The sequence below is a fragment of the Microbacterium bandirmense genome (genome assembly GCF_037204185.1).
Taxonomy (GTDB): Bacteria; Actinomycetota; Actinomycetes; order Actinomycetales; family Microbacteriaceae; genus Microbacterium; species Microbacterium bandirmense.
Window position 1 is genome coordinate 1 of record NZ_JBBDGM010000015.1, and the last position, 24,066, is coordinate 24,066.

The following is a 24,066-nucleotide window of genomic DNA, read 5'->3' on the forward strand; positions in this document are numbered from 1 at the left end:
CGACCACAAACTCCACCAGCTCACCGCGAACATGGACGGACACCTTGACGACGTCATCCGCCAGGTGCGTGATGCCGACAACTACGACGGCAAGGTCGATGTCAGCCTCAAGAAGTTCAAGAAGAACAGCAAGCACGACTCGGCCGAGTACAAGCGGCAGTACGACGAGCAGATGGACACGCTGCAGAAGATGCCGCTGTCGGACTGGATCAAGAACCGGATCGAGTACCTCGAGAACGGCCGGACTTCGGACTCTCTGCGGGCGCAGCAGAACGCCCGTGACGACGCGCTCGATAACAAGATCGTTGAGCTTCTCGAGGAGAACGGCGGTGACTTCGACAAGGCCACCAAGGACGCCACGGACTGGATGGACTCTCAGGCTGCGCTGCACCGGCTCGATGGCATCGCCGGCGGCAATGTCACCGATATCTCACGCGTGGGCGACACGCGGATCAACTCGTCGCTCGGCTCGCAGTGGAGGAGCCGCGTGGGAGACATCGATCAGGCTGTGATCAACTTCCTGAACAACAATCCCGGCGTCGACATGGACAACACGTTCATCAACGTCGTCCTCCGATAGGTTGGGAAACATGGTTGAGATCGCTGATTTCGTTCCGCATGCGCCGGTTCCGGCGGAGATCGTCGAAGAGTTCCGCGGCCGCGTCCCCGACGAGCTGATCGAGATCTGGGAGACGTACGGATACGGCACCTTCGCCGAGGGATTCCTGCGCATCATCGACCCGAAGCTGTATGAGGCGGAGGTCGGGGACTGCATCGGCAAGACCCAGGGCGACGGCATCGCCATCCCCATCATGGTCACCGGCCTGGGCGACCTCATCACCTGGGAACCCAGCCGCCCCGGCGTGACCGCCATCATGTACCGACTGGGCGATACCCAAGGGCTCGGCACGCTCAAGACTTTCCTCACGCTGACACGTGTGGGGGGCGCCGCGCACCTGTCGAGGACGTTGAGGTGGGACCTGTTCCCCGAGGCTGTTGCCGCGCATGGCGAGCTGCCTTATGACCAGTCGTTCATCTTCGTGCCGCTGCTCTCCCTCGGCGGGGCGGAGAAGGTCGAGAACCTCCACAAGCGCGAGACCATCCCCGCCATCCAGGTCGCCGTCGACCTTCAGGGCGTCATCGGTCACTGATCCGCACCAACCGCCTAACGCTCGTCACATCACCAGCGGTTGTGCACGTCCTCTGCCCAGCCGAAGATGCTCTCGAACGCGATCTCTTCGCCCGCCGCGGTGCGGAACGTGCCCGACCAGTCACCGAAGCACTGATCGGTCGACGCCGATATGATCCCGAAGTTCGTGCGCGTCACCTTGCTGTAGGCCGGCGCGAATGTGGCATCCAACCCTCCTCCGGTGACCCGCCAGGGTCGCCGCCAATCGGCGAGGTCATATTGCCAGTCGAGCTCGGCGCTGATCTTGTGCAGGCGACCGTCGATGACGAAGGCGTTCTCGGTCGACCCGGTGCCGTCGGTCCACTTGCCGCCGACCTGGATGCCGATGGTGCGCCCGTGGTAGACGCCGGAGCCGGCGCCCCAGTTCCAGCGGATGTCGTACGGCCAGCGTCCGCGACCGTGATCGAGGGTCGCCCACGACTCCCCGTCCGGGAGCGTGTGCGTCTCGCCGTCGAGGACGATGGTGCCGGATGCCGGTCGCGCGACGTCCTTGACCGTGTATTGGAACCGCGTGCTGCTCCACGGCACGACGACAGCGAGCCGCTCGTGGTTCTCCGGCAGTGCGGCGACGACGTCGATCTCCACGCCCGGGATGCTCGCGCGCAGACGCGTGCCCTCGGGGAGCTCATCGATGTCGACGCGGAAGTCCTTCGTGCGGGCTCTGCTCGGCCCGGTCTCCGCGCTCGGCGGAAGCTTCACCCCGCGCGGCGGGATCAGCGTGGGGGTCGCATGCCAGGTGCGCTCGGATGCCCGATCGAGCACCCACACCTCGTTGACTGCCGCGTAGTCGATCAGCGAGACGGTCATGCCGATCACGTGCGTGGGCGTGGTGATCGCCCAATACTCCCAGCGTTTGTTGCGGCCGAAGAAGCGGGCCCCGTCGCGGGCGATGCCCGACGTGTCGACCAGGGGCGTGCGCGCCCAGCCGACAGCATCCGGATTCAGGGTGCCGTTCGGCAGCGTCAGCGAGACGGGGGCGGTGAGCTCACGCTCCTCGGGCATGGCGGAATCCTTCTCTGGTCGGGTGCGCTCAGACTATCGGGGCCGTGCATCGTCGGAGGTTCGCGCAAACCGGTGGAGTGCTCGCCTTGATCGTCGATGTCGACTGGGCTGCCGGAAAGGATCGCTATCGGCTGGCCGATCCGACGTTGAGCGCGGCGAGTCGGTCGGGTGTGCCGGTGACGATGAGCCGGAGGTCGGCGTGCGTATCGTCGATGCTCCAATCGACGAAGGCGCAGCAGGCGCTCTCCACTGCGACCGGCTCACGCAGCCGGCGGGTGGAGTCGTCGAGCTTGACATAGTGGATCGTCAGGCGGGCGTCGGTGCGCTCGGTGGCCAGCGCGTACCCCTCAACGAACGTCCTGGTCAAGGTCTTCGAGAACCTCAAAGGGGGATTCGAGGTCGCCGCGCCAAGCTTCAATCCCCTCCCGGATCGCGAGCACGGCGACGACGAGGGCAGCGATGGAGTCGGCCCATGCCCAGCCGAACAGGGTGTTCAGCAGAAGGCCGATCAGGACCGTACCGGAGAGGTAGATGCACAGCAGGAGTTGCTTGGCGTCGGCCTGCACGCTCTTCGAGCCGAGTTCGCGGCCGGTGCGGAACTCGAACCAGGCCAGGGCAGGCATGACGATGAGGCTGGCTATGGCGATGCCGATGCCGATCGGGCTGTGGTCGGGGTCTCGTACTCCGGTGAGCGCGAGGATCGCGTCGACGGTGACGTAAGCGGCGAGGGCGAAGAACGCGATGCCGATGACGCGGACGGTGACCTTCTCCCACCGCTCGGGGTCTGCGCGGGTGAACTGCCAGGCGATCGCGGCCGCGGATGCGACCTCGATCACGGAGTCGAGCCCGAACCCGATGAGTGCGGCGGAGGATGCGACCGCGCCGGCGGCAAGAGCGATGATCGCCTCGATGACGTTCCAGGTGATCGTGAAGCCGACGATGAACTTCACCCGCCGGTGCAGGCGGCTCCGGCGCTCCTCGGTCAGCGTGTTGGCACTCATGAGACGGTCGTCTCGGCGTCGCAGCAGCCGGCGACGGTGCAGGCCGGGTCCAGGCAGGGCGCCTTCTCATCGACGGCGAGAGTGATGTCGACGAGTGTGACGAGTGCGGTCGTCAGGTGCGGATCGGAGATCTCGTACCGGGTCTGCCGGCCCTCGGGCTCGGCTACGACGATTCCGCAGCCACGGAGGCAGGTCAGGTGGTTCGAGACGTTGGTGCGACTCAGCTCCAGGTCGCGGGCGAGCTGGGCCGGATAGCCGGGCTGTTCGAGCAAGGCGAGAAGGATGCGCGAGCGGTTCGGGTCGGCCATTGCCCGGCCCAGCCGGTTCATCACGTTCACCCGCGAAGCAAGAGTCAGCATGTAGTGACTATACAGCGACCAGTGACCTATTTGGATCCTGGGAGGATATGACCATGCGAGGGACTGTCGAGTGGATGGAGCGCGTTCAGATCCCGCTCTACCTCGCCGCACTCGTGCTCAGCGCCGCGGTGGGACTGTTGGCGCCGGCGATCGCGCATCCGGCCGAGCTGGCGATCAATCCCGTGCTCGGGCTGCTGCTCTACGCGACCTTCGTCGGCGTACCGTTCGCCAAGATCGGGCAGGCATTCCGGGACTGGCGATTCTTGTCCACCACGCTCGTGGTCAACTTCGTCATCGTCCCGATCGTGGTGTTCTTGCTGTCGCGGATCGTCGCGCACGACCAGGTGCTCCTGGTCGGCGTGCTGTTCGTGTTGCTGACCCCGTGCGTGGATTACGTCATCGTCTTCACCGGCATTGCGGGCGGCGCAAAGGAACGACTGCTCGCGGCCGCGCCGCTGCTCATGCTCACCCAGATGCTCCTGTTGCCGCTCTACCTGTGGCTGTTTGTCGGCGCCGATTTCGTCGAAGCGGTCGACCTTGCCCCGTTCGTCGAGGCATTCCTGCTGCTCATCGTTCTGCCGCTGGTTGCGGCCGGGCTCACCCAGTTCGCCGCCGCCCGCACCCGTTGGGGGGCGGTCACGCAGGAGGTCGTACTGGGCGCGATGGTGCCGCTCATGATGCTCACTCTCGCCGTGGTGGTGGCCTCCCAGATCGCGGGGGTTGGCCGGCAGCTCGGAGCGCTGCTGCTCGCGATCCCCGTCTACGTCCTGTTCGCGGCGGTCATGGTCCCGCTCGGGGCCGTGGCCGGTCGAGTCGCCGGCCTGGACGTGCCGGCGCGTCGGGCGATCGTGTTCAGCGGCGCGACCCGCAACTCCCTCGTCGTCCTGCCGCTCGTTCTCGCCCTGCCTGCTGCGTTCAACCTCACCCCGCTCGTCGTGGTCACTCAGACCCTCGTCGAGCTGCTGTTCATGCTCATCTTCGTGCGCCTCATTCCGCGGCTGCTCCCTTCCCGATCCGCTGCGCTGCGCTAACGCACCGAAGGATCGACCCAGCACCGTCGGGCGCCGCCGCCGAACCAGCGGACCGGGCGCTGGCACGCTCGGCCGATTGCCGAGCAACGGCGGCTACCCTGTATCCGGGCCTGTGCACGAGGCCGCACGCTGTGAGGAGAGCGCCGATGACCGAGTCCTTCCCTGTCTTCGACGGGGCGTCCGCCCCGCCTCCTCCTCCCCCGCTGCCACCGGCCCCACGCCCGTCGACGCCGATCGCGAGCGCGCCGGCGCCGGGCCGGGCGACCGCGCCCTCAGCATCCGATGGCGATCTCGCGCGCGCCCGCGAGATCATCCGGATCATCTCCGATTCGTACTCGACGAAGATGGTCGGGCAGGAGCGGCTGCGCACAAGCCTGCTCGTGTCGCTGATCGCCGGCGGGCACATCCTGCTCGAATCGGTTCCAGGACTTGCCAAGACGACCGCGGCGAGCACGCTCGCCGACACGGTGAAGGCGTCCTTCAAGCGCATCCAGTGCACTCCCGACCTTCTGCCCAGCGACATCACCGGCAGCCAGATCTACGACGCGGCGACCGGCACGTTCCGCACGGTGCTCGGCCCGGTGCACGCGAACTTCGTGCTGCTCGACGAGATCAACCGCTCCAGCGCGAAGACCCAGTCGGCGATGCTCGAGGCGATGCAGGAGCGCCAGACCACGATCGGCGGCGAGGTGCACCCCCTGCCGAGACCGTTCCTGGTGATCGCCACGCAGAACCCGATCGAGCAGGAGGGCACCTACGAGCTGCCCGAAGCGCAGATGGACCGCTTCCTGCTGAAGGAGATCGTCGAGTACCCGAGCCCCGCCGAGGAGTTCGAGATCCTGGGGCGCATCGACTCGGGAGTGCTCGACCCCGACCGGCACGTGCCCGGTGCGGTCAGCCTCGACGACGTGCACGACCTGCAGCAGATCGCCTCGCGGGTGTACGTCGATCCCGCCATCCGCAACTACATCGTGCAGCTGGCCTACGTCACCCGCAATCCCGCGCCGTACATCGGCGAGGAGCGCGCACGATTCATCAAGTACGGCGCCAGCCCCCGCGCGAGCATCGCGTTCCTGCAGGCCTCCCGCGCGCTCGCGCTGCTCAAGGGTCGCGCGCACGTGCTGCCCGAAGACGTGCGCGAGCTGCGTCACCTCGTGCTGCGTCATCGGGTGCTACTCACTTTCGAGGCGGATGCTGAGGGCATCCGCAGCGAGGAGATCATCGACCAGATCTTCGGCGCCGTGCCGACGCCGTAACGGACGGCGCCCCAGGAACGATATGACCAGCCTTGTGACCCAGGTGAAGAGCCGACTCTTCATCCGCTCGGCACAGAAGTCGATGCATGCGCTCGACGGCGCGTACGCATCTCTGCTGCGGGGACGCAGCCTCGATTTCGAGGACCTGCGCCCTTACGAGTACGGCGACCAGGTGCGCGACATCGACTGGAGGGCGACGGCCCGGCACGGTGAACCGCTGATCAAGCGCACCAAGGCGACCCGCAAGCACACCGTGCTGTTCCTGGTGGATTCCGGTCGCGGCATGAATGCCCTCGCCGAGGACGAGGGCTCCAAGCGCGACCTCGTGGTGCTGCTCACCGGGGCCCTCGGTTTCCTGACCGTGCGCCACGGCGACGACTTCTCGGTGGTCTACGGTGACGGCGCCCGCGTGCGCCGGCTCGCGCCCGGCAGCAGCGAGGGTTCGCTCGAGCATGCGCTGCGCACGCTCGACCGCGCCATCACCGAAAGCGCCGCGCCGAACGACCGCCAGGCGCTGCTCGACTACGTCGCACGCAACATCGCACGCCGCATGATCGTCGTGATCGTCACCGACGAGGCGCCCGTCACCGACGACACCGAGCGGATGCTGCGGCGCCTCACCATGCAGCACGACGTGCTCTGGCTCACGGTGCGCGACGCCGACCCGGTCGCCCCCGCCCGCCGCCGTCGCCGAGACGTCGACACCGGGTGGACCGTGCCCGACTTCGTGCACGGCGACACCGCGGTGCGTGATGAGCTCGCGGCGCGGGAAGCCGCCGACACCGCCCGGCGGCACGACGTGCTGCGCCGACTCGAGATCACCCACGCCGAGTTCGGTGGGCGCGACACCGCCGTGCCCACCCTGCTGACGATGCTCAACCGGAGGTCGCATGCCCGCCTCTGACGAGCTCTACCCTCCGGCGCAGTACGGCTGGGGCTGGCTGGTGCTGGCCATCGGCATCCTCCTCATCCTCGCGCTGGGCACCTGGCTGCTGCTCCGCTTCACCCGTCCCAGGCACAGCATCAGCCTTCCCGGTGAGGCCCGCTACACACCGCCGACCAGCGAAGTGCTCGCCCAGTTGCGCACCGAGTACCTCGACCAGGTGCAGCGCATCGAAGTCGCATACCGCTCAGGGAATATGCATCCGCGTCAGGCGAACCTTGAGCTCAGCCGCACCGTGCGCGCCTTCGTCAACGAGTACTCCGGGCTCGAGGCTCCGGTGCTCTCGCTCGACGACCTCGTCGCCCGCGGTGTCGACCCGGCCCTGATCGACGCTATGCGTCGCCACTACTACCCGAGCATCTTCCAGCGCGGTCCCGCCGTCGACCCCGTGTACGGTGCCGAGGCCGCCCGCACCGTCGTCAAGAGCTGGCGCTGAGGGGTGATCACGTGGCACTGAACAACCCATGGGTCGTCCTCATCGCCGTCGGCGTGCTGGCCGTGGCGGTCGGCGTCGGCATCCTGCTCGGCGTGCGCCGCGACCCTCTCCGTGTCACCGACCCGGCCGCGCTGGTCTCACGGGCCGAGCGCGTACGCGACCTGCCATCGTTCCGCGCAGCGCTGAACCGGCGCATGGCGCTGCTGGCGGGCATCCTCGCCCTCGGCGCGATCGCCGTGCTGCTCGGCGGTGTCGTCGCCGCGCGGCCGATGGCGGCCCAGACCGTGCAGCCGGTGAACACCAGTCGCGACATCATGCTGTGCCTCGACGTCTCGGGCTCGATGTCAGAGGTCGACGTCGAGGTGCTGAGCGTGTTCGAGGAGCTGCTCGACGAGTTCGAAGGTGAGCGGATCGGGCTGACCATCTTCAACAGCTCCCCCGTGCAGGTGTTCCCCCTCACCGACGATTACCCGTTCGTCCGCGATCAGCTGCAGCGCGTGCGCAGCAGCTTCGACTACTCCGACGAGACGCCCGAGCACTGGGTGGGCACGCTCAACGGGCCCGGCGCCTCGCTGATCGGCGACGGCCTGGCGGCCTGCACGATGCGGTTCGACCATCTCGACGACGAGCGCAGCCGCTCGGTGATCCTCGCAACCGACAACGAGCTCGCCGGCGCATCGATCCTCACGATCGAGGAGGCCGCCGAGTACGCCCGATCGCAGCAGGTGCGCGTGTTCGCCCTCAATCCCGTGCAGGGCAAGGATGCCGAGGTCAGCGCGCAGCTCGCCGACGCCGCCACGATCACCGGCGGACAGTCGTATGCACTGCGCGACACGACCACCGTCTCGGACATCGTCTCTGAGATCCAGAAGCAGGAGGCCAGGGCGCTGCAGGGGCAGGCCCAGGTGATCTGGGTCGACAGTCCCGGCCTATGGGTCGCGCTGATGCTCGTCGCCGTGCTCGGCTTCGTCGTACTTCTCTGGCGGGTGAAGCTGTGATCGTTCAGCCTGTCCTGCATCCGCTGCTGCTCGTGCTGCTGTGCGCGCCGCTGGTCGCGCTCGCGGTCTGGGCACTCGTGCGCGCCCCTTCCGCAACCCATGCCGGTCGAGACATATGGGCGCTTCGGCTCGGCATGGTGGTGGTCGTCTTCGCCATGCTGCTGCGCCCCGGCATCCCCGGCGGCACCTCGCAGACCCTCGCGACCGACACCGACATCGTGATCGCCGTCGACACCACCGCGAGCATGGTCGCCGAGGACTGGAACGGCGACGAGCCGCGCCTGAACGGCGTGCGCGCCGACGTGCAGGCGATCGTCGACGAGTACCCCGGCGCGCGGTTCGCGCTGATCAGCTTCGACGCGGCGGCGCAGCTGCGCCTGCCGCTGACGACGGATGCCACGGCGCTGATGTCGTCGCTCGAGGTCATGAGTCCCGAGGTCACCGATCAGTCGCGCGGCTCGTCGATCGGCATCGCGAATCGGATGCTGGCGGAAACCCTCTCCGCCGCGGCGAGCGCCGCCCCCGAGCGCAGCCGGATGGTGTTCTACCTGGGTGACGGCGAGCAGACGGTCACCAGCGAACCCGAGTCGCTCGCTGCCGCGGCGAAGTTCGTCGACGGAGGGGCTGTACTCGGCTACGGCTCCGCGGAGGGCGGGCCGATGCGCATCACCACCGGGCGCCCTTCGACGGGCTCGAGTCCTTCGACAGGCTCAGGGACCGACGCCGGGTACATCGAATACCAGGGCGCTCCGGCGATGTCGGTGCGCGACGATGACAACCTGCGCCAGATCTCCGAGCAGCTCGGCGTCGAGTACCAGCCGCGGGCGGTGGATGCCGAGCTCGCGCTTCCCGAGGCGCCGGCCACCACGACCGACTACTCCTCGTCGGGCGAGGTCGGCAACGTGATCGAGCTGTACTGGATCCTCGCGCTCGTGCTGCTGGTGCTGGTGGCCATCGAGGTCGGCAGGGCCACGATGCAGGTGGTGCGGCTGCGAGCACTGGCGCGTCCTTCGTCTCGTCGCTCCGCTTCTCGCTCAGGAACCGGAATACCCCCGGTTCCTGAGCGAGCGCAGCGAGACGAAGGGCCGCTCCGAGGAGGTGCACCGCGATGACCGCACCTCCGCACACCGATGCCGCCGCAGCGCTGCTCGCGGCGAATCGCCGGCGCCGCAGCATCCGCCGCTGGGTCGCGATCGCGACCCTTCCGCTCACCCTCGCCGCGCTGCTGCTGACCGTGAAGCTGCTCAGCATGTACGCGTTCGCCCACCAGTCCATCAGCGCGTACGTCTCGGGCGGTTACGCCGAATCGGAGTCAGCGGCGCGCGGACAGGACGTGCTGAACTGGTTCCAGCCGTTCAAGGCTCCGTACAACATCGGCACCGCGCTGGCCGGCGCAGACGAACTGCCGCAGGCCCGCGCCGAGCTCGAAGAGGCCCTCCCACTTGCGACGGGCCTCGACGTGTGCGCCGTGCGCATCAACCTCTCGCTCGTCATGGAGCGGCAGGGCGACGCCGCCCAGGCAGACGGCGACGCGGTGGCGGCCTCGGAGTTCTACGGCGAGGCGCTGCAGATGACCGTGGAGACGCCCGAGGAGTGCAGTTCCGACGAGGCCCAGGATCAGTCACCCGACCCGAATCGCGACATGAGCGACACCCTGCAGGACAACCAGCAGCGCCAGCAGGAGAAGCAGCAGCAGAGCCAGCAGAACCCCGACGGCGGCGAGCAGCCCCCGCAGCCCGAGGAGGGCGAGCAGCAGGACCAGCCCTCGCAGGGCGACCTCGACGACATCGAGGACCGTCTGAACCAGGGCGCACAGGAGCGCGAGGATCAGCTCGGCGACGGCGACGGGGGCGGCGGCGGAACGGACAAGCCATGGTAGATCGGCGGCGCGGCAGATACGTCGGCGGCGACGAGGGCGCACCGCCGCTTCCGCCGCCGGGCGGCTACCGGGGTCACCGGCGCGCTCCGGCCGGCCTGGATGCCGCGGCCGGCCTGCCGCTGGCATCCGCCACCCAGGTCTACACCGCGGCGCACCCCGCACCGCGACGATCGAACGCGATCGGCCTGGTCGCCGTCACCGCGGCCGGCCTGTTCGCGATAGCGCTGCTGCTGCTCATGGGCGCCGGCGGCACCGACGCGCTGTACGGCGCGACGATGCTGGTGCTGCAGCTGGTCGTCGTGGGCGTGGTTGTCGCGGCGCTGCTCACGCCGCGGGGTCGGATGCGGGGCGCGATCGCCCTGGCCGTGACGCTGGTGTTCAACGTGGCGACCGTCGGCGCGATGGGCGCTCTGCGCTCGGCGGCGACGCACGCCTACGAGGGCACGAAGTCGGAGCAGCAGAAGCACGAGGAGGCGTACCCGGGAGTCGATGGCGTCTCGAACTACGACGTGCTGAACGGTCCGTCTCTCGAGCAGGTGCAGGCCGAGGGCAATGAGCTGATGGCCGAGGTCCGTGAGCGGGTCACTGAGCGGTACGGCTACGGCTGGGTGCAGGCGGGTACGGTCGACATCAGCCCCGAGCGCAACGGCCACGGCGGCGAGTCGATGCTCAAGCGCTACACGTCCACCACGTGGACCACGGCGGAGCCCGTGCACGACAACGACCGCAAACGTCAGATCCTGGCCGTGGTCGACGAGGTGCTCGTCGAGCGTGGCATGTGGCCGCTGTACCCACTGAACGCGTCGGGCTCGGGCATCTCCGACGACATGGTCGCCAAGCTCTACGGGTCGGCCGACGTCGAGCGCCAGCACACCTGGGAGCACTACTCGGACACGTACCCCGAGCCGCTGCGGTTCTACGTGACCACATACGACCTGTCGAAGGATGCCACTGGTGAGTTCCGCCTGCAGCGCGAGGCGGTGGCGCAGCAGACCGGCGAGCCCGTCGAGGGCATGCAGCTTCTCATCATCGCCCGCCAGGTGCTGCCCGAGCAGGACCGCGCCGAGTTCGAGGAGCGCCTGAAGGAGTACCCGGAGTTCTGAGGTTTCGTCACCCGGTGCCGGGAACGGATGCAGGGAGAAAACACGGATGCAGGGCGACACGCCGAGGTTTTCACCTGCAAGCGTTCAATCGCCCTGCATCCGTTCCGGGTCGGGAGGGGTCAGCCTTCCGAAGCGATCCTGCGGCGGCGCAGCATCAGCAGCCCGCCGGTGATCAGCAGAACTGCGATGGCGATGATGCCACCGGCGATCTCGGCGCCCGTGGTCGCCAGTGCGCCCTCCTCGGCATCCGAACCGTCGCCGGCCGAAGCGTCGTCGGCCGAACCGTCCTGCCCTGCACCGTCCCCGGAGCCGTCACCGTCCCCGTCCCCGGAGCCGTCACCGTCACCGTCCCCCGGGACCGTGCCGTCGTCGGCTGCCGACACGGCCAGTGCGGCGGATGCCGAGGCGCCGGAGGGGTCCGCGTTCGCGACGATCCGGTAGTCGCCTGCGGCTGTGTCGGCAGGAACTGTCACCTCGCCCGTGAAGGCTCCGTCAGCATCCGCCTGGAATGCCGCGATCTCGACGCCCGAAGCGGCCGCGCGCGCCGCTCGCGGCGCCGGCTCCAACGTGACCGTGACCGCGTCGCCCGGGGCGAATCCGGTGCCGGTGACGGTCAGCGCCTCGCCGGCCGTCACCTCGTCGTCCACGGACAGCGTGGCCTCATATGTCGGTGCCTCCTGCGCCGGGCCCGCCGCGGCGAGCTCGCCGACCGTGGCCCACGGGTTGCCGTTGACCTCCGACAGCGCGACCAGCTTGAGGTAGCGTGCCGACTGCGCGGCGAACCCGGCCGTCTGCGCGTCACCGGTGTTGGCGAAGGTGCCCGACGACACCGCGTCACCCCACTCGCCGTCGATGGTCGAGACCTCGGTCGAGGCGTAGACCTCGTACTCTCCGATGCGGCCGTTCGCGCCGCCCGAGCCGGTGCTGCTGCGACCGGTGTAGACCAGGCCGCACACCGACTGCTCCTCGCCGAGGTCGACGACGATCGCGTGCGGGTAGGTCGCCTCGCTCGGCGACCACTGCGAGTGCCAGTACGTCGCGGGGTCGCCGTCGATCGCGGCGGTGGCCGGTCCGTTCGGAGCCGGCTCACCGGTGCGCTGCTCGCTCGAGACCGCCGAGACGGCCGTCGGCTGCACGGTGCCGGCCGCGCACACGGCGTTCGCCTGGGTCGCCCCGCTGGCGATGACCGTGCCCTCGGCATCCACCAGCTCGAAGGTGAAGTTTCCGGTTCCGCTGGCCGCGCTCACGTTGAACAGCGTCACCGCGACGTCGGCGCTGCCGGATGCCGCGATCTCATCGAGTGCAATGGTCGACGGCAGCGCCGTCCAGCCTTCGGCGGCCTTCACGCGGAGGGTCGCCCCGGCGAGGACATCCGAGGTCGAGTTGCTGACGGTCACGGCGACGTCGGCCGATGCGCCGGGCGCGGCGCTGACCATGCCGGGCGCCACGGTGACCGACACGTCGCCGATCACGCTCCACACGGTGCGGCCCCAGTCGGCCGGGGTCTGCACGATCCGGCCGTCGGCGACATCCTTGAAGCCCTCACCGGCGACGGGCACGTCGGTGAGGCCCTGCGAGACCGACACGAACTGCTGGCTCGCCGCGTTGGCGATCGTGTACCCGCCGTCGACCTTGCGCACCTGCCACTTCTGCAGCGTCGAGGTGCCGCAGGCGCTCAACGTCACATCCGCACCGATCTCGACGGGAACGTTCAGGCGCATCGTGCCGTCGTTCGCCAGGCTCAGGCAGCGACCGTCGGGCGCGGTGATCGTGTAGTAGCCGTCGTCGGTGGGCGTGAAGGTGAAGGTCTCACCGGCATCCGCCAGCAGTGTGCCCGCAGCCTCGCCGACGGCGAGCGCGCCGCCGTCGGTCTGCAGCGTGTAGGCGCCGGCGGGCAGCGGCTGACGCTCGGCGTTCTCCCACAGCGGGGCGCGGCCGATGGTGTCCATCGCGGTCTTGAAGTCGGCGTAGGTCGCCCACGGGCGCTCGTTCGTCCATGTCGACTGCGCCACGAAGCGCAGCGGCTCGAACATCCGCTGCTCTGTGGTGTTCTCGGCCTCCTGCGGGGTGCCGCCGTCGGGCCAGATGCTCATGCGCGCACCGGTGATCTGGTCGGTGCCGCTGGTGACCTTCTGGCCGTGGAACTGCTCCGGCGTCCAGCCGCCCTCGTACAGGCCCTGGCTGTTCACGCCGTACCCGCCGCGCACCATGTACAGCGAGTTGGAGATGTTGCTGATCTGGTGACCCCAGTCGATGAACTGCTGCGGCCGGATCGACGATCCCGCCTGGTTCCAGTGCTCGATGAGGATGTCGGTGTCGAAGTCGACGAACTGGTTGTCGCGCATGACGCCGTCGTTCCAGATGCGCAGCGACTTGCCCTTGGACTTCACGTAGTCGTTGATCTTGTTGACGTACCAGGCGACGACATCGTTCTCGGTCGCGCCGGCGCCGAACTCCTGCTCGGCGAAGCGCTTGATCTGCGGGTAGTTGGCGTAGCCGCTGCCGAGCATGTACTCGTCGACGCCCATGTGCCAGTAGTCGCTCTCGAACACCTCGAAGTACTCGTCGATCAGGTCGGTGTAGAACTCGTACGAGGCGTCCTTGGTGATGTCCATGCGCACCTCGTCCTTGGCGCCGGTGTTCTCATTGGTCAGTTGCAGCTCCGGCATGTTCTCCAGCCAGATCTCCATGTGACCGGGGGAGTTGATCTCGGGGATCACGTCGATGCCGTACCGCTCGGCCTTCTCGACGAGGGTGCGGATGTCGTCCTTGGTGTAGTACGACCAGGTGTTGGTCTGCGGGTAGTCGTCGACCTTGACCTTCAGCTCGACGAGCATGGTGTTCAGCTTGAGGAAGGCCATGTCCTCGATGAGGCGGTCGATGAATTCGGGCGAGATGTTGATCACGCAGGCGCAGACCGTGACGCCGCGCTCGGGGTACTCGGGCACGTCGATGACCGAGCCCTGCGGCAGGGTCTCCTGCTGGCTGAGCATCTGCAGCACGGTGCGGGTGCCGTTGAACACGCCGGCGGGGTCGGCGCCGGTGACGACGATGCGCTCGCCGATGTTCAGGTCGTAGCCCTGCTCGCCGAGGTCGTCGCGGCCGGCATCCACGCGCAGTTCGATGTCGCCCTGCGATGCGGTCGTCTCGACCTGTGCCGCCGGGTAGGCGGGCCGCAGTTCGTCGCGCAGGATGTCGGCGGTGGAGCCGAGCGGCGCGCTCTGGCCGTCGACGACGATGCCGATGTCGTCTGTCGCGGTGAAGGTGCCTTCGGTCGGCTGCCAGCCGTCGATGGAGGGGATGACGTCGGGCAGAGGAGCGGATGCCATCGCCGCGGGTGCCGTCAGAACGACGGATCCGACGACGAAGGTGGCGGTGGTCAAGGCGGCGGTGAGCGCCGTGCGCAGTCGGCGCCCGGGGCTTCTCGTCGGTGTTCTCACGGTGGACCTCTCTGTGGGGACGGCGATGTCGGCACGGGCTGCTGCATGAGGAGCGACACCGCGTGTGGCATCGATAACATATCGGCACTGGCTAAGCTGTGTCAACGAATCGAAGGCGGAGGATCCCGTGAAGGACGCGCAGCGCAAAGCACCGGGGATGCTCGACGTTGCGCGCGTGGCCGGCGTCTCGGCGCAGACCGTGTCACGAGTGCTGCGGGGCCATCCCTACGTCTCGGACGACAAGCGCCGCCGGGTGCTCGTCGCCGTCGAGCAACTGGACTACCGCATGAACACGGCAGCCCGCGCCCTGTCGTCGGGGCGCACTCGCACCATCGGCGTGGTCAGCATGGCGACTGAGTCGTACGCCGGGGCGATGACCCAGGCGGCCATCGAGCACGCCGCCGACGACATGCAGTACAGCGTCGTCGGGGCGCAGATCTCGAGCGTCGGCGTCGAGTCGATCAGCGCGGCACTCGGTCGCCTCGAGCGACTGGGCGCCGAGGCCCTGATCCTCGCCGTGCCGCTGCGCACGCAGGACAGCCGCGTCGAGGCGATCGCCGACCGGCTGCCCACGGCCACCATCGGCGGCTCTCCGGTCAGTCATGCCCGGGCACTCGACGTCGACCAGCAGGCGGTGGCCCAGCTGGCCACCGAGCATCTGCTCGCGCTGGGCCACGGCACCGTCGAGCACATCACCGGCCCCGACGACTGGGTCGACGCCGTCGAGCGCACCATGGGCTGGCGCGACGCGCTCGAGGCGGCGGGACGGCCCGTGCCGGCACCCATTCACGGCGACTGGTCGCCCGAGTCGGGCTACCAGGCCGGCCTGCGGCTCGGCGCCGATCCCACTGTCACCGCGATCTTCGTCGCCAGCGATGAGATGGCCTTCGGTGTGGTGCGCGCGCTGCACGAGTCGGGGCGACGCGTGCCGCAGGACGTCTCGATCGTCGGCGTCGACGACGTGCGCCTGGCCGCCTACTGCACCCCGGCGCTGACCACCGTGGCGCAGCCGTTCGTCGAGCTGGGGCGCAGCGCGGTGGCATCCGTCACAGCCCGCCTCGAGGGGCACGACGATCCGACCACCGCACTCACCCTCGCCCCTGAGCTGATCGTACGCGCCTCGACGGCTCCGCCCCCATCACCCGACGGCGTCGTCTGAGTCCAGTCGCTCCAGATCGTCGACCGCGGGACCTTCCAGCAGGCGACCCGCGGAATCGAACCGGGATCCGTGCAGCGGGCAGTCCCACGTGCGCTCGGCACCGTTCCAGGTGACGATCCCGCCCAGGTGCGTGCACACCGCCGACAGTCGGCACGTGGTGCCGTCGACGGTCGAGACCGCGGTCGGCTCCTTGTCGTACGCGCCGACGACGCCCTCGCCCTCGGCGGGCGGCGCGTCGGGCAGCGAGTGCACGTTCGACGAGACCCAACCCGAGGCCAGCCTGCCGGCGACCTGGGCGTTGGCGGCCACCCCGTGCGCCACATCCTGCGGCAGGGTGATCCGGTGGTGCAGCGTCTTCGCCCACGGGATGCTGCCGCCCAGGATGTCGGCCGTCATGCTGAGCGCCGCGGCGACCCCGTTGGTCATCCCCCACTTGTTGTAGCCGGTGGCCAGCGTCACGTGGTGGCCGGTGCGCGGCATCCATCCGACGAACGGGACCAGGTTCATCGACTCGTAATCCTGGGCTGACCACGCGTGCGTGCGCTCCGCGCCGGGGAAGTGCCGGTGCGTCCACTGCTCGAGGTCGTCCACCAGGCGCCGCGTGTCGGTTTCGCGGCCGACGGTGTGACCGTTGCCGCCGACGAGCAGCAGCCGCTCGTCTCCGACCGGCGCGGTGCGCAGCGACCGCGTCGGCGCGTCGATGGAGAGATACATCTCCTGCGGAAGCTCACCGGACACGCGGTACGCCTGTGCGTACGAACGCGATGCCCGCACCTTGGCGAAGTAGAGGCCGCGGTCGAGGATCGGGATGCCGGTGGCGAGCACGACCACATCGGCGAGCACCTCGCCGAGCGACGTGCTCACACGACTCGGCTCGCCGGTCTCGACGTCGTTCACCCGCGCCCCCTCGACGATCGCGCCGCCATGCGCGCGCACATCGGCGGCGAGCGTACGCAGCACGTCCATCGGGTCGAACTGGGCCTGATCGCGCAGGCGCAGCGCGCCGTGGGTCTCGAAGGGGAGATCGAGGCCGTGGATCCGCTCGACATCGAGGTCGGCGGCGTGAGATGCCTCGTACTCGGCATCCAACCGCTCCACACCCTCGGCCGTGCCCGCGTAGGTGATGGCGTCTCGACGCTGCACGTCGACGCCGTGGTCTTCGAGGTAGCGCAGCATCCACGCCTGTCCCTCGCGGTTCGCCTCGACGTACGCCGCGAGCACGCGGCTCGATCCGCGCGATCGGATGCCCGAGAGCACGCCTCCGTGCAGCAGACTGAGCTTCGCGGTGGAATGGCCAGTGGTGACCGCCCCGACAGACCGGGCCTCGAGCACGGCGACCGTGCGCCCGGCGCGCGCGAGCAGCAGGGCTGTGGTCAGCCCGGTGAGGCCCGCACCGACGATCACCGCGTCGTAGCGCGCCCCGGACTCGAAGCCGTCAGTCGGCAGCGGGTCAGTCGGCACCGGGTCGCTGCGCCGGTCGATCCACAGAGATTTCACGGAGGCCTCCTTCTGAGTTCAGTACATCGCGCCCGGCGCGCGATCGAAGGGGGGTTGACTTCTCCTCGCACGGCGCGGTGTGTCCTACGCTTGCATCTGGCCCCGCAGAAGCGACCCGGCCTCCAGTCACGAGGGGACACCGTCTTGCCCGAGCACGACCAGCACACGCTTCTCGCCATCGACGCGGGTCAGACCGGCATCAAGACCCGGCTGCGCGGCGTCGACGGGTCGATCCAGGAGTGGCTGTTCCCCGGCGTTCTCACCGACCGACCGCTGCTGGGGCAGCTCTCCCGCGTGGTCGCCGAGGTGTCGAGGGTGACGTCGGCGCCGCACACGGTGACGCTCGGCGTCTCCGGCCTCACGGATCCCCAGGCCGAGGCGGAGGCGCTGGTGCAGCATCCCGATCTCGCCGGCGTGCAGCGCATCGTCATCACGCACGACTCGGTGACGTCGTTCCTCGGCGTGCTCGGCGACCAGTACGGTTCCGTAGTCGCGGCCGGCACGGGTGTCGTCACGCTCGGCGTCGGCCCCGAGCACTCGGCCCGCGTTGACGGCTGGGGTCACATCATGGGCGACGCCGGCAGCGGGTTCTGGATCGGCCGGCAGGCGCTCGAAGCCGTGATGCGCGCATACGATGGGCGCGGACCGGCCACCATGCTGACCGCCGCGGTGCAGGAGCGATGGTCCGAGCTCGAGACCGCGTACACGCAGCTGCAGGCGACGCACGACCGGGTGCGGGTGGTGGCCTCGTTCGCCGCGAAGGTGGCGCAGGCCGCCGCGACGGGGGATGCTGTCGCTGCCGGCATCTGCGCCGATGCCGCACGCGAGCTGGCGCTGGCCGCCACCACCTCACTGCGTGTCGTGGACGCACCCGCCGATGCCGCCGTCGGCGCCGTCGGCGGCGTGTTCGGGTCGGATGCCATCCGCGCGGCGTTCATCGACGCGGTGCGCGCCGAGCGACCGGATGCCCGCTTCGTGCCCCCCATGGGCTCGGGCCTGGACGGCGCCGTCGCCCTCGCCGACCTCGGCCCCCAGCATCCGCTGCGCGACCGCTTCGCCGAAGTCGCCCGCGACTGAGCCCGACAGTGCGCAGGCGACGCGGCGTGCGCCGGTGACGCCCCCGATCCGTCAGGCGAACACCCCCTGCCCCGCGCACGCGATCAGCAGCATGGTGATCGCGAATCCGACGGCGTAGTTGATGGCAAGGAACCCCCGCCAGGCGCGATTGGCCGTCGCGGAGTGGGCGTCGTCGACGTTCAGGAACGGCGCGACGACGGCGATGTAGGGCACCGCGGCGAGCGCGGCGAGGTTCGCAGGCCACGGGGTGAACAGCATCAGCACTCCGGCGATGAGCCAGAGCGATACCGCGATGCGCACGGTCGCGGCCGCACCGAACGCGGTCGCGATCGACCCGATGCCGCCCTCCCGGTCGGGCATGATGTCCTGCACGGCGCCGAACGCATGGCTGGCCATTCCCCAGCAGAAGAACGCGATCATCGTGATCACCAGCGGCGGTGTCATCGTCGTTCCGGCGAGCGCGAATGCGTAGAGCGCGGGGGTCACGAAGTGCGTGCTCGAGGTGATCGAGTCCAGCACCGGGATCTCCTTGAACCGCAGACCGCGCACCGAGTAGGCGAGCACGGCGAACAGGCTCACGGCCAGCACGGCCCACGACACCGGGCGCTGCGCGCCGAGCACGACCAGCGGCACGACGAACCCGGCCGTGAGGACCCCCGCGGCGATGAGCGTGATGCGGTGCAGCTCGGGTGGCAGCTTGGCGCCCTCCGCGCCACCCTTGCGCGGGTTCGCCAGGTCGGACTCGTAGTCGTACACGTCGTTGACGCCGTACATCGCCAGGTTGTACGGCACGAGGAAGAACAGCGTGCCGATCACGAATGCCGCATCGATCCGCCCGGTGGTCAGCAGGTAGGCGGCCGCGAACGGGAAGGCGGTGTTGATCCAGCTCAGCGGACGCGACGCCAGCAGCAGGGTGCGCGCGGCGGTGAGCGCCGTGACCTCAGCCATCGGCGCGCCCGGGTTCGGAGCGGCCGAGTTCGGGGCGCTCGGCGCCCAGCAGCTGCCAGACACCGCAGAGCAGCAGCGCCCCGGCGATGGGATAGAGCAGGTCCTCGATGGGCATGAGACCGAGTCGGATGCCCGTGATGCCGTGCTCGCCGAAGTCGAACAGTCCCGCGCCGATCATGACGTTGTCGAACACCACGGTGAGCACGAGCAGCACGGCCGTGGCAGCACCCCACGAGGCCACGTACCGGCGGCCATCACCCTGGCGTCGGGCTCGTGCCGCGCCGACGAGGAAGACCACGACGGCGACGGCGATGAACGGGATCGACATCAGCAGGTAGGTCATCGTCGCTTCCTCTCCTGCGTGCGTCGCCAGCCGCTGAGCAGAATCAGAGTCAGATAACTGAGGAACAGCAGGAACAGCAGCTCCTCGATCGGGAACTGCGGTGCAAGCAGCACACCGCTCGCCCACCGCGAGTCGACGTGGCGGAACACGTCGAGGGCGATGCCGACGGCATCCCACGCCGTGAAGAACAGCACGCCGATCACGACGGCGACCCCCGCGGCGACCGGGCGACGGCGGAAGACCAGCGCGAAGCGCACGTCGAGGAGCACCATGCCGGCCGTGCTGATCAGCAGCGCCGCGGCGTAGACGAGATTCATCGTTCCTCCAGCGGTCCGGGCGTGTGGTCTCCGCGAACGTGCTTGACGACGAGTTCGGCGCTGATCAGGCACATCGGAAGGCCGACGCCGGGCACGGTGGTCGCCCCAGCGTAGAAGAGAACCTCGACTCGGCGCGAGCGTGTGACGCCCCGGAAGAACGCGCTCTGGGCCAGCGTGTGCGCAGGCCCCAGCGCGCTGCCGCGGAAGCTGTTGAACTGCGTCTCGAAGTCGGCGGGTCCCACGGTGCGCCGCACGATGACGCGGTCGGCGAGATCCGGGATCCGCGCCCACTCCGAGATCTGCGCGATGGCAGCATCCGCGATCTCGTTCACGGTGTCGTCGCCCGACGCGCCGATGCCGCCCTGCCCGATCGCGGTGTCGGCGGGCAGAGGGATCAGCACGAACAGATTCTCGGCGCCGGCGGGTGCGACGCCGTCGTCGGTGGCGCTGGGGCGGCAGACGTAGATCGAGGGGGTGTGCGGCACCCGCGGCTGCGCGCCGAAGATCGCATCGAAGTTGTCGTGCCAGTCGTCGGAGAAGAACAGCGTGTGGTGCAGCAGCTCGGGCAGTTCGCCCTGCACCCCGAGCATGATCAGCACCGCGCTGGGACCGGAGACCTGCTTCTCCCAGCGCTTCGCGGGGTACGAGCGATCGCCCGGTGCGAGCAGGACGTTCTCGGTGTGGTGCTCGTCGATCGCCGAGACGACGATGTCAGCATCCACACTCTGCGTCGTGCCGTCGCGCACGAACTCGACCGCACCCACGACGCCGTCGGCGGTGCGGATGGCGGTGACGTCACTGTCGCTCAGTAGCTCGACCCCGTTCGCGCGGGCGAGTCGCACCAGCGACGTCGCGAACGTACGGAAGCCGCCGAGCGGGTACTGTACGCCGTCGACGAGGTCCATGTGGCTCATCAGGTGGTACAGCGCGGGCGCCTGGAACGGCGACGTGCCGAGGAACACGGCCGGGTATCCGAGGATCTTCCGCAGCATCGGCTCGCGGAACCGTCGCGCGATGAACGACCACAGCGATCGCAGGAGCAGGGGTGCGACGGCGGGCGCCGCGGCGAGCACCGTCGGGTGCGCGACGTCGCGCCACGACGAGAACGGGTTGTACAGGAACGATCCGACGGCGGCGCGGTACGTCTTCGATGCGGATGCCAGATACCGGCGCGCCCTCCTGCCGGCGCCTGCCTCACGGCCCTCGAAGAGCGTGGCCACCGCGTCCGCTCCGGTCACGATGTCGAGGGGCTCCGATCTGCTGCCGGCAGTCGGTTGCCCATACACCCGGTACCCCGGCTGCAGTGCGACGAGATCGAGCTCCTGCTCGGTGGTGGTGCCCATCAGTCGGTAGAAGTGCTCGAACACCTCGGGCATCAGGTACCACGACGGGCCCGTGTCGAAGGTGAAGCCGTCGTGCTCCCACGCGCCGGCCCGGCCGCCGAACGTGCCGTGTCGCTCGAGCAGTGTCACCCGATGGCCCTCGCGCGCGAGCAGACAGGCGGTGGCGAGTCCGCTGACGCCTCCGCCGACGACGACGGCGCGCTTCGGCTTCACGACGCCGCCTTCCGGCCCAGCGCCTGGGCCAGGATGCGCAGCTTGACGGGCGCCGGCACGCGGATGCGGGTGTGGGCGAGCACGTCGGCCGGGGTCGATTCGAGACGGTCGGTGAGTTCGCGGAACATCGCCTGCGCCGCCCAGACCGCCGCACGGCATCCACCGGCGAGCAGCGGGATCGCCTGATCGGCCGCGTGCAGGTCCTCGCGGATCGAGCTCACCACGTCAGCCTTCGCGGTCTCGGTGAGTCGCTGCGCAGTGCCGGGAAGATAGGCGCGTCCGCGCTCATCGTGGTCCTCGGCGAAGTCCCGCAGGAAGTTCACCTTCTGAAACGCGGCGCCCAGGCGCCGTGCGCCGGTGGTCAGCAGTTCGCGCTGCAGTGGTGAGCGGGTCGTCCCCGAATCGAAGACCGCCAGGCACATCAGGCCGACGACCTCGGCCGAGCCGTGGATGTACTCCTTCAGTGCCGCCGCATCGAACGTTGCGACATCCAGGTCGCGCCGCATCGACGCGAAGAACGGCGCGCACAGCTCCATGCCGATGCCGTGCTCGCGGGCGGTCAACGCGAACGCGTGCACCACCAGGTTGGTGCTGAACCCCAGGCGCAGCGCACGCGCGGTCTCGGATTCGAGCTCGTCGAGCAGTGTCCGGCGCATCCCGACGTCGAGCCCGGCGGTCTCGGCGGGCCCGTCGACGAGCTCGTCGGCCAGTCGCACGAGCGCATAGATGCGGGCGATGTGGTCGCGCGTCGATGCGTCGAACAGTCGACTGGCCCAGCTGAACGAGGTCGAATACCGGCCGATGACCACCGCCGCGCTGGCCTTCGCCGTCGCGTTGTACAGCTCGATGCCGGTCGTGCTCATGCGCTGCGCTCACCGCACGCGGTCGCGAGTGCCGACAGCTGCTCCTTGAGCACCTCGGGCACCTGGGCGCACCGGATCAGCCGATTCACCTGCACGCAGCGCTCGGTGATGTCGGCTTCGACACGGTCGAGTGCGCCGGATTCGAGGATCACCCGTCGCAGCTTGTCCGCGCCGGTCTCGTCGAGCTTCTCGTCGCCCAACAGCGAGGCGACGCCGGGCCAGTCGGCATCGGTGCGGGCGTAGGCGATCAGCAGGGTCTCCTTGCCCTCTCGCAGATCGCTGAGGATCGACTTGCCGGTGCGCGCCTCGTCGCCGAACAGCCCGATCACGTCATCGCGCAGCTGGTAGATCACCCCGAGCAGACGGGCGATGTCGGTCAGCTCGTCGATGACGACCGGTGCGGCACCGGCCAGCACCGCGGCGAGCACGAGCGGGGCCTGAAACGAGTATGCGGCGGTCTTCTGCTCGAGCGTGTGCAGCACGTCCCGCGGGGTCGCCTGCTCGAGGCGCAGGCTGAGCCACACGTCCTGCTGCTCGCCGGCCGCGCTCTCGTGCACGGCGCGCTCGAACACATCGAGCATGGCGCGTCGGCGGTCGGCGTCGACGTCGAGGCGGGCGAGCACCGAGTGCGCCATCGTCAGCGCGAGGTCGCCGGCGAGGATCGCCGACGCCTCACCCCATCCGCGGGCGTCGGCGGCGCCCGCGCCGCGCAGCATCGCGTCCATAGCGAACCGGCCGGTGATGTTCAGCTCGCCCCGGCGGGTGAGGTCCTTGTCGATCACGTCGTCGTGGATCAGCAGGGCGATGTGCAGCAGTTCGACGGCGCAGGCCGCGTCGACGGCCGCTCGGGAATCCGTGCCTCCGAGCGCCGTGTGGGCGTCGATCAGCATCCGCGGTCGGATCCTCTTGCCTCCGCTCGCCATTGTCTGCAGCGCATCCCAGAGTTGTTCGCCCACCGTGGTCGCCCCCGAGAGCATGCGGGCGCGCGCCATCACCTCGCGCAATCGTGCGTCGACGCCGTGGATGTCGACCGGCGCCCGACGCTGTGCCGTGGCCACCTCAGACACGGGCATCCGCTTCGGCGATCACTCGGGACAGGTGCGGAGCGAGCTGCGGCAGGTGCTCGACGAGCCACGGACTGAACGCCCACGGGGTGGCATCCACCGCCGCGCGCAGCGCGCCGACCTCGGCCCATTGCAGCTCGGCGACCTCGTCGGGATTCGGGGCGAGCTCCGACGCGATCCGCGCGATGAAGACAGGGCAGTGCTCGTTCTCCTGGATGCCCGAGGCATCGCGCGCCACGTAGCCGAAGTCGGGCAGGGCGCAGACGATGTCATCGACGACGGCGCCGAGTTCGAATGCGACGCGGCGACGCACCGCATCCTGCATCGACTCCCCGGGCATCGGATGACCGCAGGCTGAGTTGGTCCACACACCGGGCCAGGTTGACTTCCCAAGGGCGCGGCGAGTCATCAGCACGCGGCCCGCGTCATCGATGATGTGGCACGAGAAGGCCAGGTGGCGTGGAGTGCTGATGCTGTGCACGGAGTGCTTGGGATGCACGCCGACCGCAGACCCGTCGGAATCCACGAGAACGACCAGTTCCATGCCTCACCCCATTTCTCTAGCCAAGCATGATTTTCGCCAAGGTTAGCAGGTACACTGGCGA

At 69.1% G+C, this 24,066-nt stretch carries 25 protein-coding genes; 12 read left to right on the plus strand and 13 right to left on the minus strand.

The window, feature by feature from the left end; genetic code table 11:
• Window positions 1-580, plus strand: a 580-nt coding sequence (locus WDU99_RS14575) for a polymorphic toxin type 15 domain-containing protein (RefSeq protein WP_337333188.1), incomplete at its 5' end; no start/stop codon positions are given.
• Window positions 581-590: 10 nt separating this feature from the next.
• Window positions 591-1,151 (plus strand): T6SS immunity protein Tdi1 domain-containing protein, encoded by a 561-nt coding sequence (locus WDU99_RS14580; protein ID WP_337333189.1) that lies wholly within the window; start codon window positions 591-593, stop codon window positions 1,149-1,151.
• Between the two features lie 29 nt (window positions 1,152-1,180).
• On the opposite strand, the gene WDU99_RS14585 is transcribed toward WDU99_RS14580, so the two are convergent.
• From WDU99_RS14585 to cmtR, 4 genes are all read right to left on the minus strand, one after another.
• A complete protein-coding gene (locus WDU99_RS14585; RefSeq protein WP_337333190.1) occupies window positions 1,181-2,191 on the minus strand; it encodes a DUF2804 domain-containing protein in 1,011 nt (336 codons plus the stop codon).
• 124 nt (window positions 2,192-2,315) lie between these two features.
• Window positions 2,316-2,558 carry a hypothetical protein gene (locus WDU99_RS14590; RefSeq protein ID WP_337333191.1) on the minus strand — a complete coding sequence of 81 codons (243 nt, stop codon included), beginning with the start codon at window positions 2,556-2,558 and terminating at the stop codon, window positions 2,316-2,318.
• A complete protein-coding gene (locus WDU99_RS14595) occupies window positions 2,539-3,192 on the minus strand; it encodes a cation diffusion facilitator family transporter (RefSeq protein ID WP_337333192.1) in 654 nt (217 codons plus the stop codon). Before WDU99_RS14595 ends, WDU99_RS14590 begins: the two co-directional genes overlap by 20 nt.
• Window positions 3,189-3,551, minus strand: coding sequence for a Cd(II)/Pb(II)-sensing metalloregulatory transcriptional regulator CmtR (cmtR, locus tag WDU99_RS14600; protein WP_337333193.1), 363 nt, complete (start codon window positions 3,549-3,551; stop codon window positions 3,189-3,191). The genes WDU99_RS14595 and cmtR overlap by 4 nt, the downstream gene beginning before the upstream one ends.
• A gap of 53 nt (window positions 3,552-3,604) precedes the next feature.
• Between cmtR and WDU99_RS14605 the strand changes: the two genes are divergently transcribed.
• The 8 genes from WDU99_RS14605 to WDU99_RS14640 all read left to right on the plus strand — a co-directional run bounded on the left by WDU99_RS14605 (window position 3,605) and on the right by WDU99_RS14640 (window position 11,197).
• Window positions 3,605-4,582, plus strand: a complete 978-nt coding sequence (locus WDU99_RS14605) for an arsenic resistance protein (protein WP_337333194.1) — start codon at window positions 3,605-3,607, stop codon at window positions 4,580-4,582.
• 146 nt (window positions 4,583-4,728) lie between these two features.
• Window positions 4,729-5,838 carry an AAA family ATPase gene (locus tag WDU99_RS14610; RefSeq protein ID WP_337333195.1) on the plus strand — a complete coding sequence of 370 codons (1,110 nt, stop codon included), beginning with the start codon at window positions 4,729-4,731 and terminating at the stop codon, window positions 5,836-5,838.
• A 22-nt stretch (window positions 5,839-5,860) separates the two neighbouring features.
• Window positions 5,861-6,742 carry a DUF58 domain-containing protein gene (locus WDU99_RS14615; protein WP_337333196.1) on the plus strand — a complete coding sequence of 294 codons (882 nt, stop codon included), beginning with the start codon at window positions 5,861-5,863 and terminating at the stop codon, window positions 6,740-6,742.
• A complete protein-coding gene (locus WDU99_RS14620; protein ID WP_337333197.1) occupies window positions 6,729-7,217 on the plus strand; it encodes a hypothetical protein in 489 nt (162 codons plus the stop codon). The genes WDU99_RS14615 and WDU99_RS14620 overlap by 14 nt, the downstream gene beginning before the upstream one ends.
• An 11-nt stretch (window positions 7,218-7,228) precedes the next feature.
• Window positions 7,229-8,215: a VWA domain-containing protein gene (locus WDU99_RS14625; RefSeq protein WP_337333198.1), complete on the plus strand. Its 987-nt coding sequence runs from the start codon at window positions 7,229-7,231 to the stop codon at window positions 8,213-8,215.
• The gene (locus WDU99_RS14630; protein WP_337333199.1) at window positions 8,212-9,327 is read left to right on the plus strand and encodes a vWA domain-containing protein; all 1,116 of its coding nucleotides are present in this window, start codon (window positions 8,212-8,214) and stop codon (window positions 9,325-9,327) included. The genes WDU99_RS14625 and WDU99_RS14630 overlap by 4 nt, the downstream gene beginning before the upstream one ends.
• A complete protein-coding gene (locus WDU99_RS14635; RefSeq protein WP_337333200.1) occupies window positions 9,324-10,094 on the plus strand; it encodes a hypothetical protein in 771 nt (256 codons plus the stop codon). Before WDU99_RS14630 ends, WDU99_RS14635 begins: the two co-directional genes overlap by 4 nt.
• A complete protein-coding gene (locus WDU99_RS14640; RefSeq protein WP_337333201.1) occupies window positions 10,088-11,197 on the plus strand; it encodes a hypothetical protein in 1,110 nt (369 codons plus the stop codon). The genes WDU99_RS14635 and WDU99_RS14640 overlap by 7 nt, the downstream gene beginning before the upstream one ends.
• Before the next feature lie 119 nt (window positions 11,198-11,316).
• Here WDU99_RS14640 and WDU99_RS14645 read toward each other — a convergent pair whose 3' ends face one another.
• Window positions 11,317-14,637 carry a family 20 glycosylhydrolase gene (locus tag WDU99_RS14645; RefSeq protein ID WP_337333202.1) on the minus strand — a complete coding sequence of 1,107 codons (3,321 nt, stop codon included), beginning with the start codon at window positions 14,635-14,637 and terminating at the stop codon, window positions 11,317-11,319.
• 127 nt (window positions 14,638-14,764) lie between these two features.
• On the opposite strand from WDU99_RS14645, the gene WDU99_RS14650 reads away from it, so the two are divergent.
• Window positions 14,765-15,796, plus strand: a complete 1,032-nt coding sequence (locus WDU99_RS14650; protein ID WP_337333203.1) for a LacI family DNA-binding transcriptional regulator — start codon at window positions 14,765-14,767, stop codon at window positions 15,794-15,796.
• Here the strand turns inward: WDU99_RS14650 and WDU99_RS14655 are convergent.
• The gene (locus WDU99_RS14655) at window positions 15,776-17,293 is read right to left on the minus strand and encodes an FAD-dependent oxidoreductase (protein WP_337333204.1); all 1,518 of its coding nucleotides are present in this window, start codon (window positions 17,291-17,293) and stop codon (window positions 15,776-15,778) included. The genes WDU99_RS14650 and WDU99_RS14655 overlap by 21 nt on opposite strands.
• A 144-nt stretch (window positions 17,294-17,437) precedes the next feature.
• Between WDU99_RS14655 and WDU99_RS14660 the strand changes: the two genes are divergently transcribed.
• The gene (locus WDU99_RS14660) at window positions 17,438-18,370 is read left to right on the plus strand and encodes an N-acetylglucosamine kinase (protein WP_337333205.1); all 933 of its coding nucleotides are present in this window, start codon (window positions 17,438-17,440) and stop codon (window positions 18,368-18,370) included.
• Window positions 18,371-18,421: 51 nt separating this feature from the next.
• On the opposite strand, the gene WDU99_RS14665 is transcribed toward WDU99_RS14660, so the two are convergent.
• The 7 genes from WDU99_RS14665 to idi are packed head-to-tail and all read right to left on the minus strand — an operon-like array spanning window position 18,422 to window position 24,005.
• Window positions 18,422-19,318, minus strand: coding sequence for a prenyltransferase (locus WDU99_RS14665; protein WP_337333206.1), 897 nt, complete (start codon window positions 19,316-19,318; stop codon window positions 18,422-18,424).
• On the minus strand, window positions 19,311-19,661 hold the full coding sequence (locus WDU99_RS14670; protein ID WP_337333207.1) for a lycopene cyclase domain-containing protein: 351 nt from the start codon (window positions 19,659-19,661) through the stop codon (window positions 19,311-19,313). Before WDU99_RS14670 ends, WDU99_RS14665 begins: the two co-directional genes overlap by 8 nt.
• Window positions 19,658-19,978, minus strand: coding sequence for a lycopene cyclase domain-containing protein (locus WDU99_RS14675; protein ID WP_337333208.1), 321 nt, complete (start codon window positions 19,976-19,978; stop codon window positions 19,658-19,660). Before WDU99_RS14675 ends, WDU99_RS14670 begins: the two co-directional genes overlap by 4 nt.
• Window positions 19,975-21,534: a phytoene desaturase family protein gene (gene crtI, locus WDU99_RS14680; protein WP_337333209.1), complete on the minus strand. Its 1,560-nt coding sequence runs from the start codon at window positions 21,532-21,534 to the stop codon at window positions 19,975-19,977. The genes WDU99_RS14675 and crtI overlap by 4 nt, the downstream gene beginning before the upstream one ends.
• Window positions 21,531-22,397, minus strand: a complete 867-nt coding sequence (locus WDU99_RS14685; RefSeq protein WP_337333210.1) for a phytoene/squalene synthase family protein — start codon at window positions 22,395-22,397, stop codon at window positions 21,531-21,533. The genes crtI and WDU99_RS14685 overlap by 4 nt, the downstream gene beginning before the upstream one ends.
• A complete protein-coding gene (locus tag WDU99_RS14690) occupies window positions 22,394-23,464 on the minus strand; it encodes a polyprenyl synthetase family protein (protein ID WP_337333211.1) in 1,071 nt (356 codons plus the stop codon). The genes WDU99_RS14685 and WDU99_RS14690 overlap by 4 nt, the downstream gene beginning before the upstream one ends.
• Window positions 23,457-24,005 carry an isopentenyl-diphosphate Delta-isomerase gene (gene idi / locus WDU99_RS14695; protein ID WP_337333212.1) on the minus strand — a complete coding sequence of 183 codons (549 nt, stop codon included), beginning with the start codon at window positions 24,003-24,005 and terminating at the stop codon, window positions 23,457-23,459. Before idi ends, WDU99_RS14690 begins: the two co-directional genes overlap by 8 nt.
• Window positions 24,006-24,066 lie beyond the last annotated feature (61 nt).

Bases quoted from the DNA above. Each gene is read 5' to 3' on its own strand.
- WDU99_RS14605 (WP_337333194.1), top strand. From the start codon at position 3,605: ATGCGAGGGACTGTCGAGTGGATGGAGCGCGTTCAGATCCCGCTCTAC.
- WDU99_RS14595 (WP_337333192.1), bottom strand. From the start codon at position 3,192: ATGAGTGCCAACACGCTGACCGAGGAGCGCCGGAGCCGCCTGCACCGG.
- WDU99_RS14580 (WP_337333189.1), top strand. From the start codon at position 591: ATGGTTGAGATCGCTGATTTCGTTCCGCATGCGCCGGTTCCGGCGGAG.
- WDU99_RS14585 (WP_337333190.1), bottom strand. From the start codon at position 2,191: ATGCCCGAGGAGCGTGAGCTCACCGCCCCCGTCTCGCTGACGCTGCCG.
- WDU99_RS14685 (WP_337333210.1), bottom strand. From the start codon at position 22,397: ATGAGCACGACCGGCATCGAGCTGTACAACGCGACGGCGAAGGCCAGC.
- WDU99_RS14635 (WP_337333200.1), top strand. From the start codon at position 9,324: ATGACCGCACCTCCGCACACCGATGCCGCCGCAGCGCTGCTCGCGGCG.
- WDU99_RS14610 (WP_337333195.1), top strand. From the start codon at position 4,729: ATGACCGAGTCCTTCCCTGTCTTCGACGGGGCGTCCGCCCCGCCTCCT.
- WDU99_RS14615 (WP_337333196.1), top strand. From the start codon at position 5,861: ATGACCAGCCTTGTGACCCAGGTGAAGAGCCGACTCTTCATCCGCTCG.
- WDU99_RS14665 (WP_337333206.1), bottom strand. From the start codon at position 19,318: ATGGCTGAGGTCACGGCGCTCACCGCCGCGCGCACCCTGCTGCTGGCG.
- cmtR (WP_337333193.1), bottom strand. From the start codon at position 3,551: ATGCTGACTCTTGCTTCGCGGGTGAACGTGATGAACCGGCTGGGCCGG.
- idi (WP_337333212.1), bottom strand. From the start codon at position 24,005: ATGGAACTGGTCGTTCTCGTGGATTCCGACGGGTCTGCGGTCGGCGTG.
- WDU99_RS14675 (WP_337333208.1), bottom strand. From the start codon at position 19,978: ATGAATCTCGTCTACGCCGCGGCGCTGCTGATCAGCACGGCCGGCATG.
- WDU99_RS14670 (WP_337333207.1), bottom strand. From the start codon at position 19,661: ATGACCTACCTGCTGATGTCGATCCCGTTCATCGCCGTCGCCGTCGTG.
- WDU99_RS14620 (WP_337333197.1), top strand. From the start codon at position 6,729: ATGCCCGCCTCTGACGAGCTCTACCCTCCGGCGCAGTACGGCTGGGGC.
- WDU99_RS14640 (WP_337333201.1), top strand. From the start codon at position 10,088: ATGGTAGATCGGCGGCGCGGCAGATACGTCGGCGGCGACGAGGGCGCA.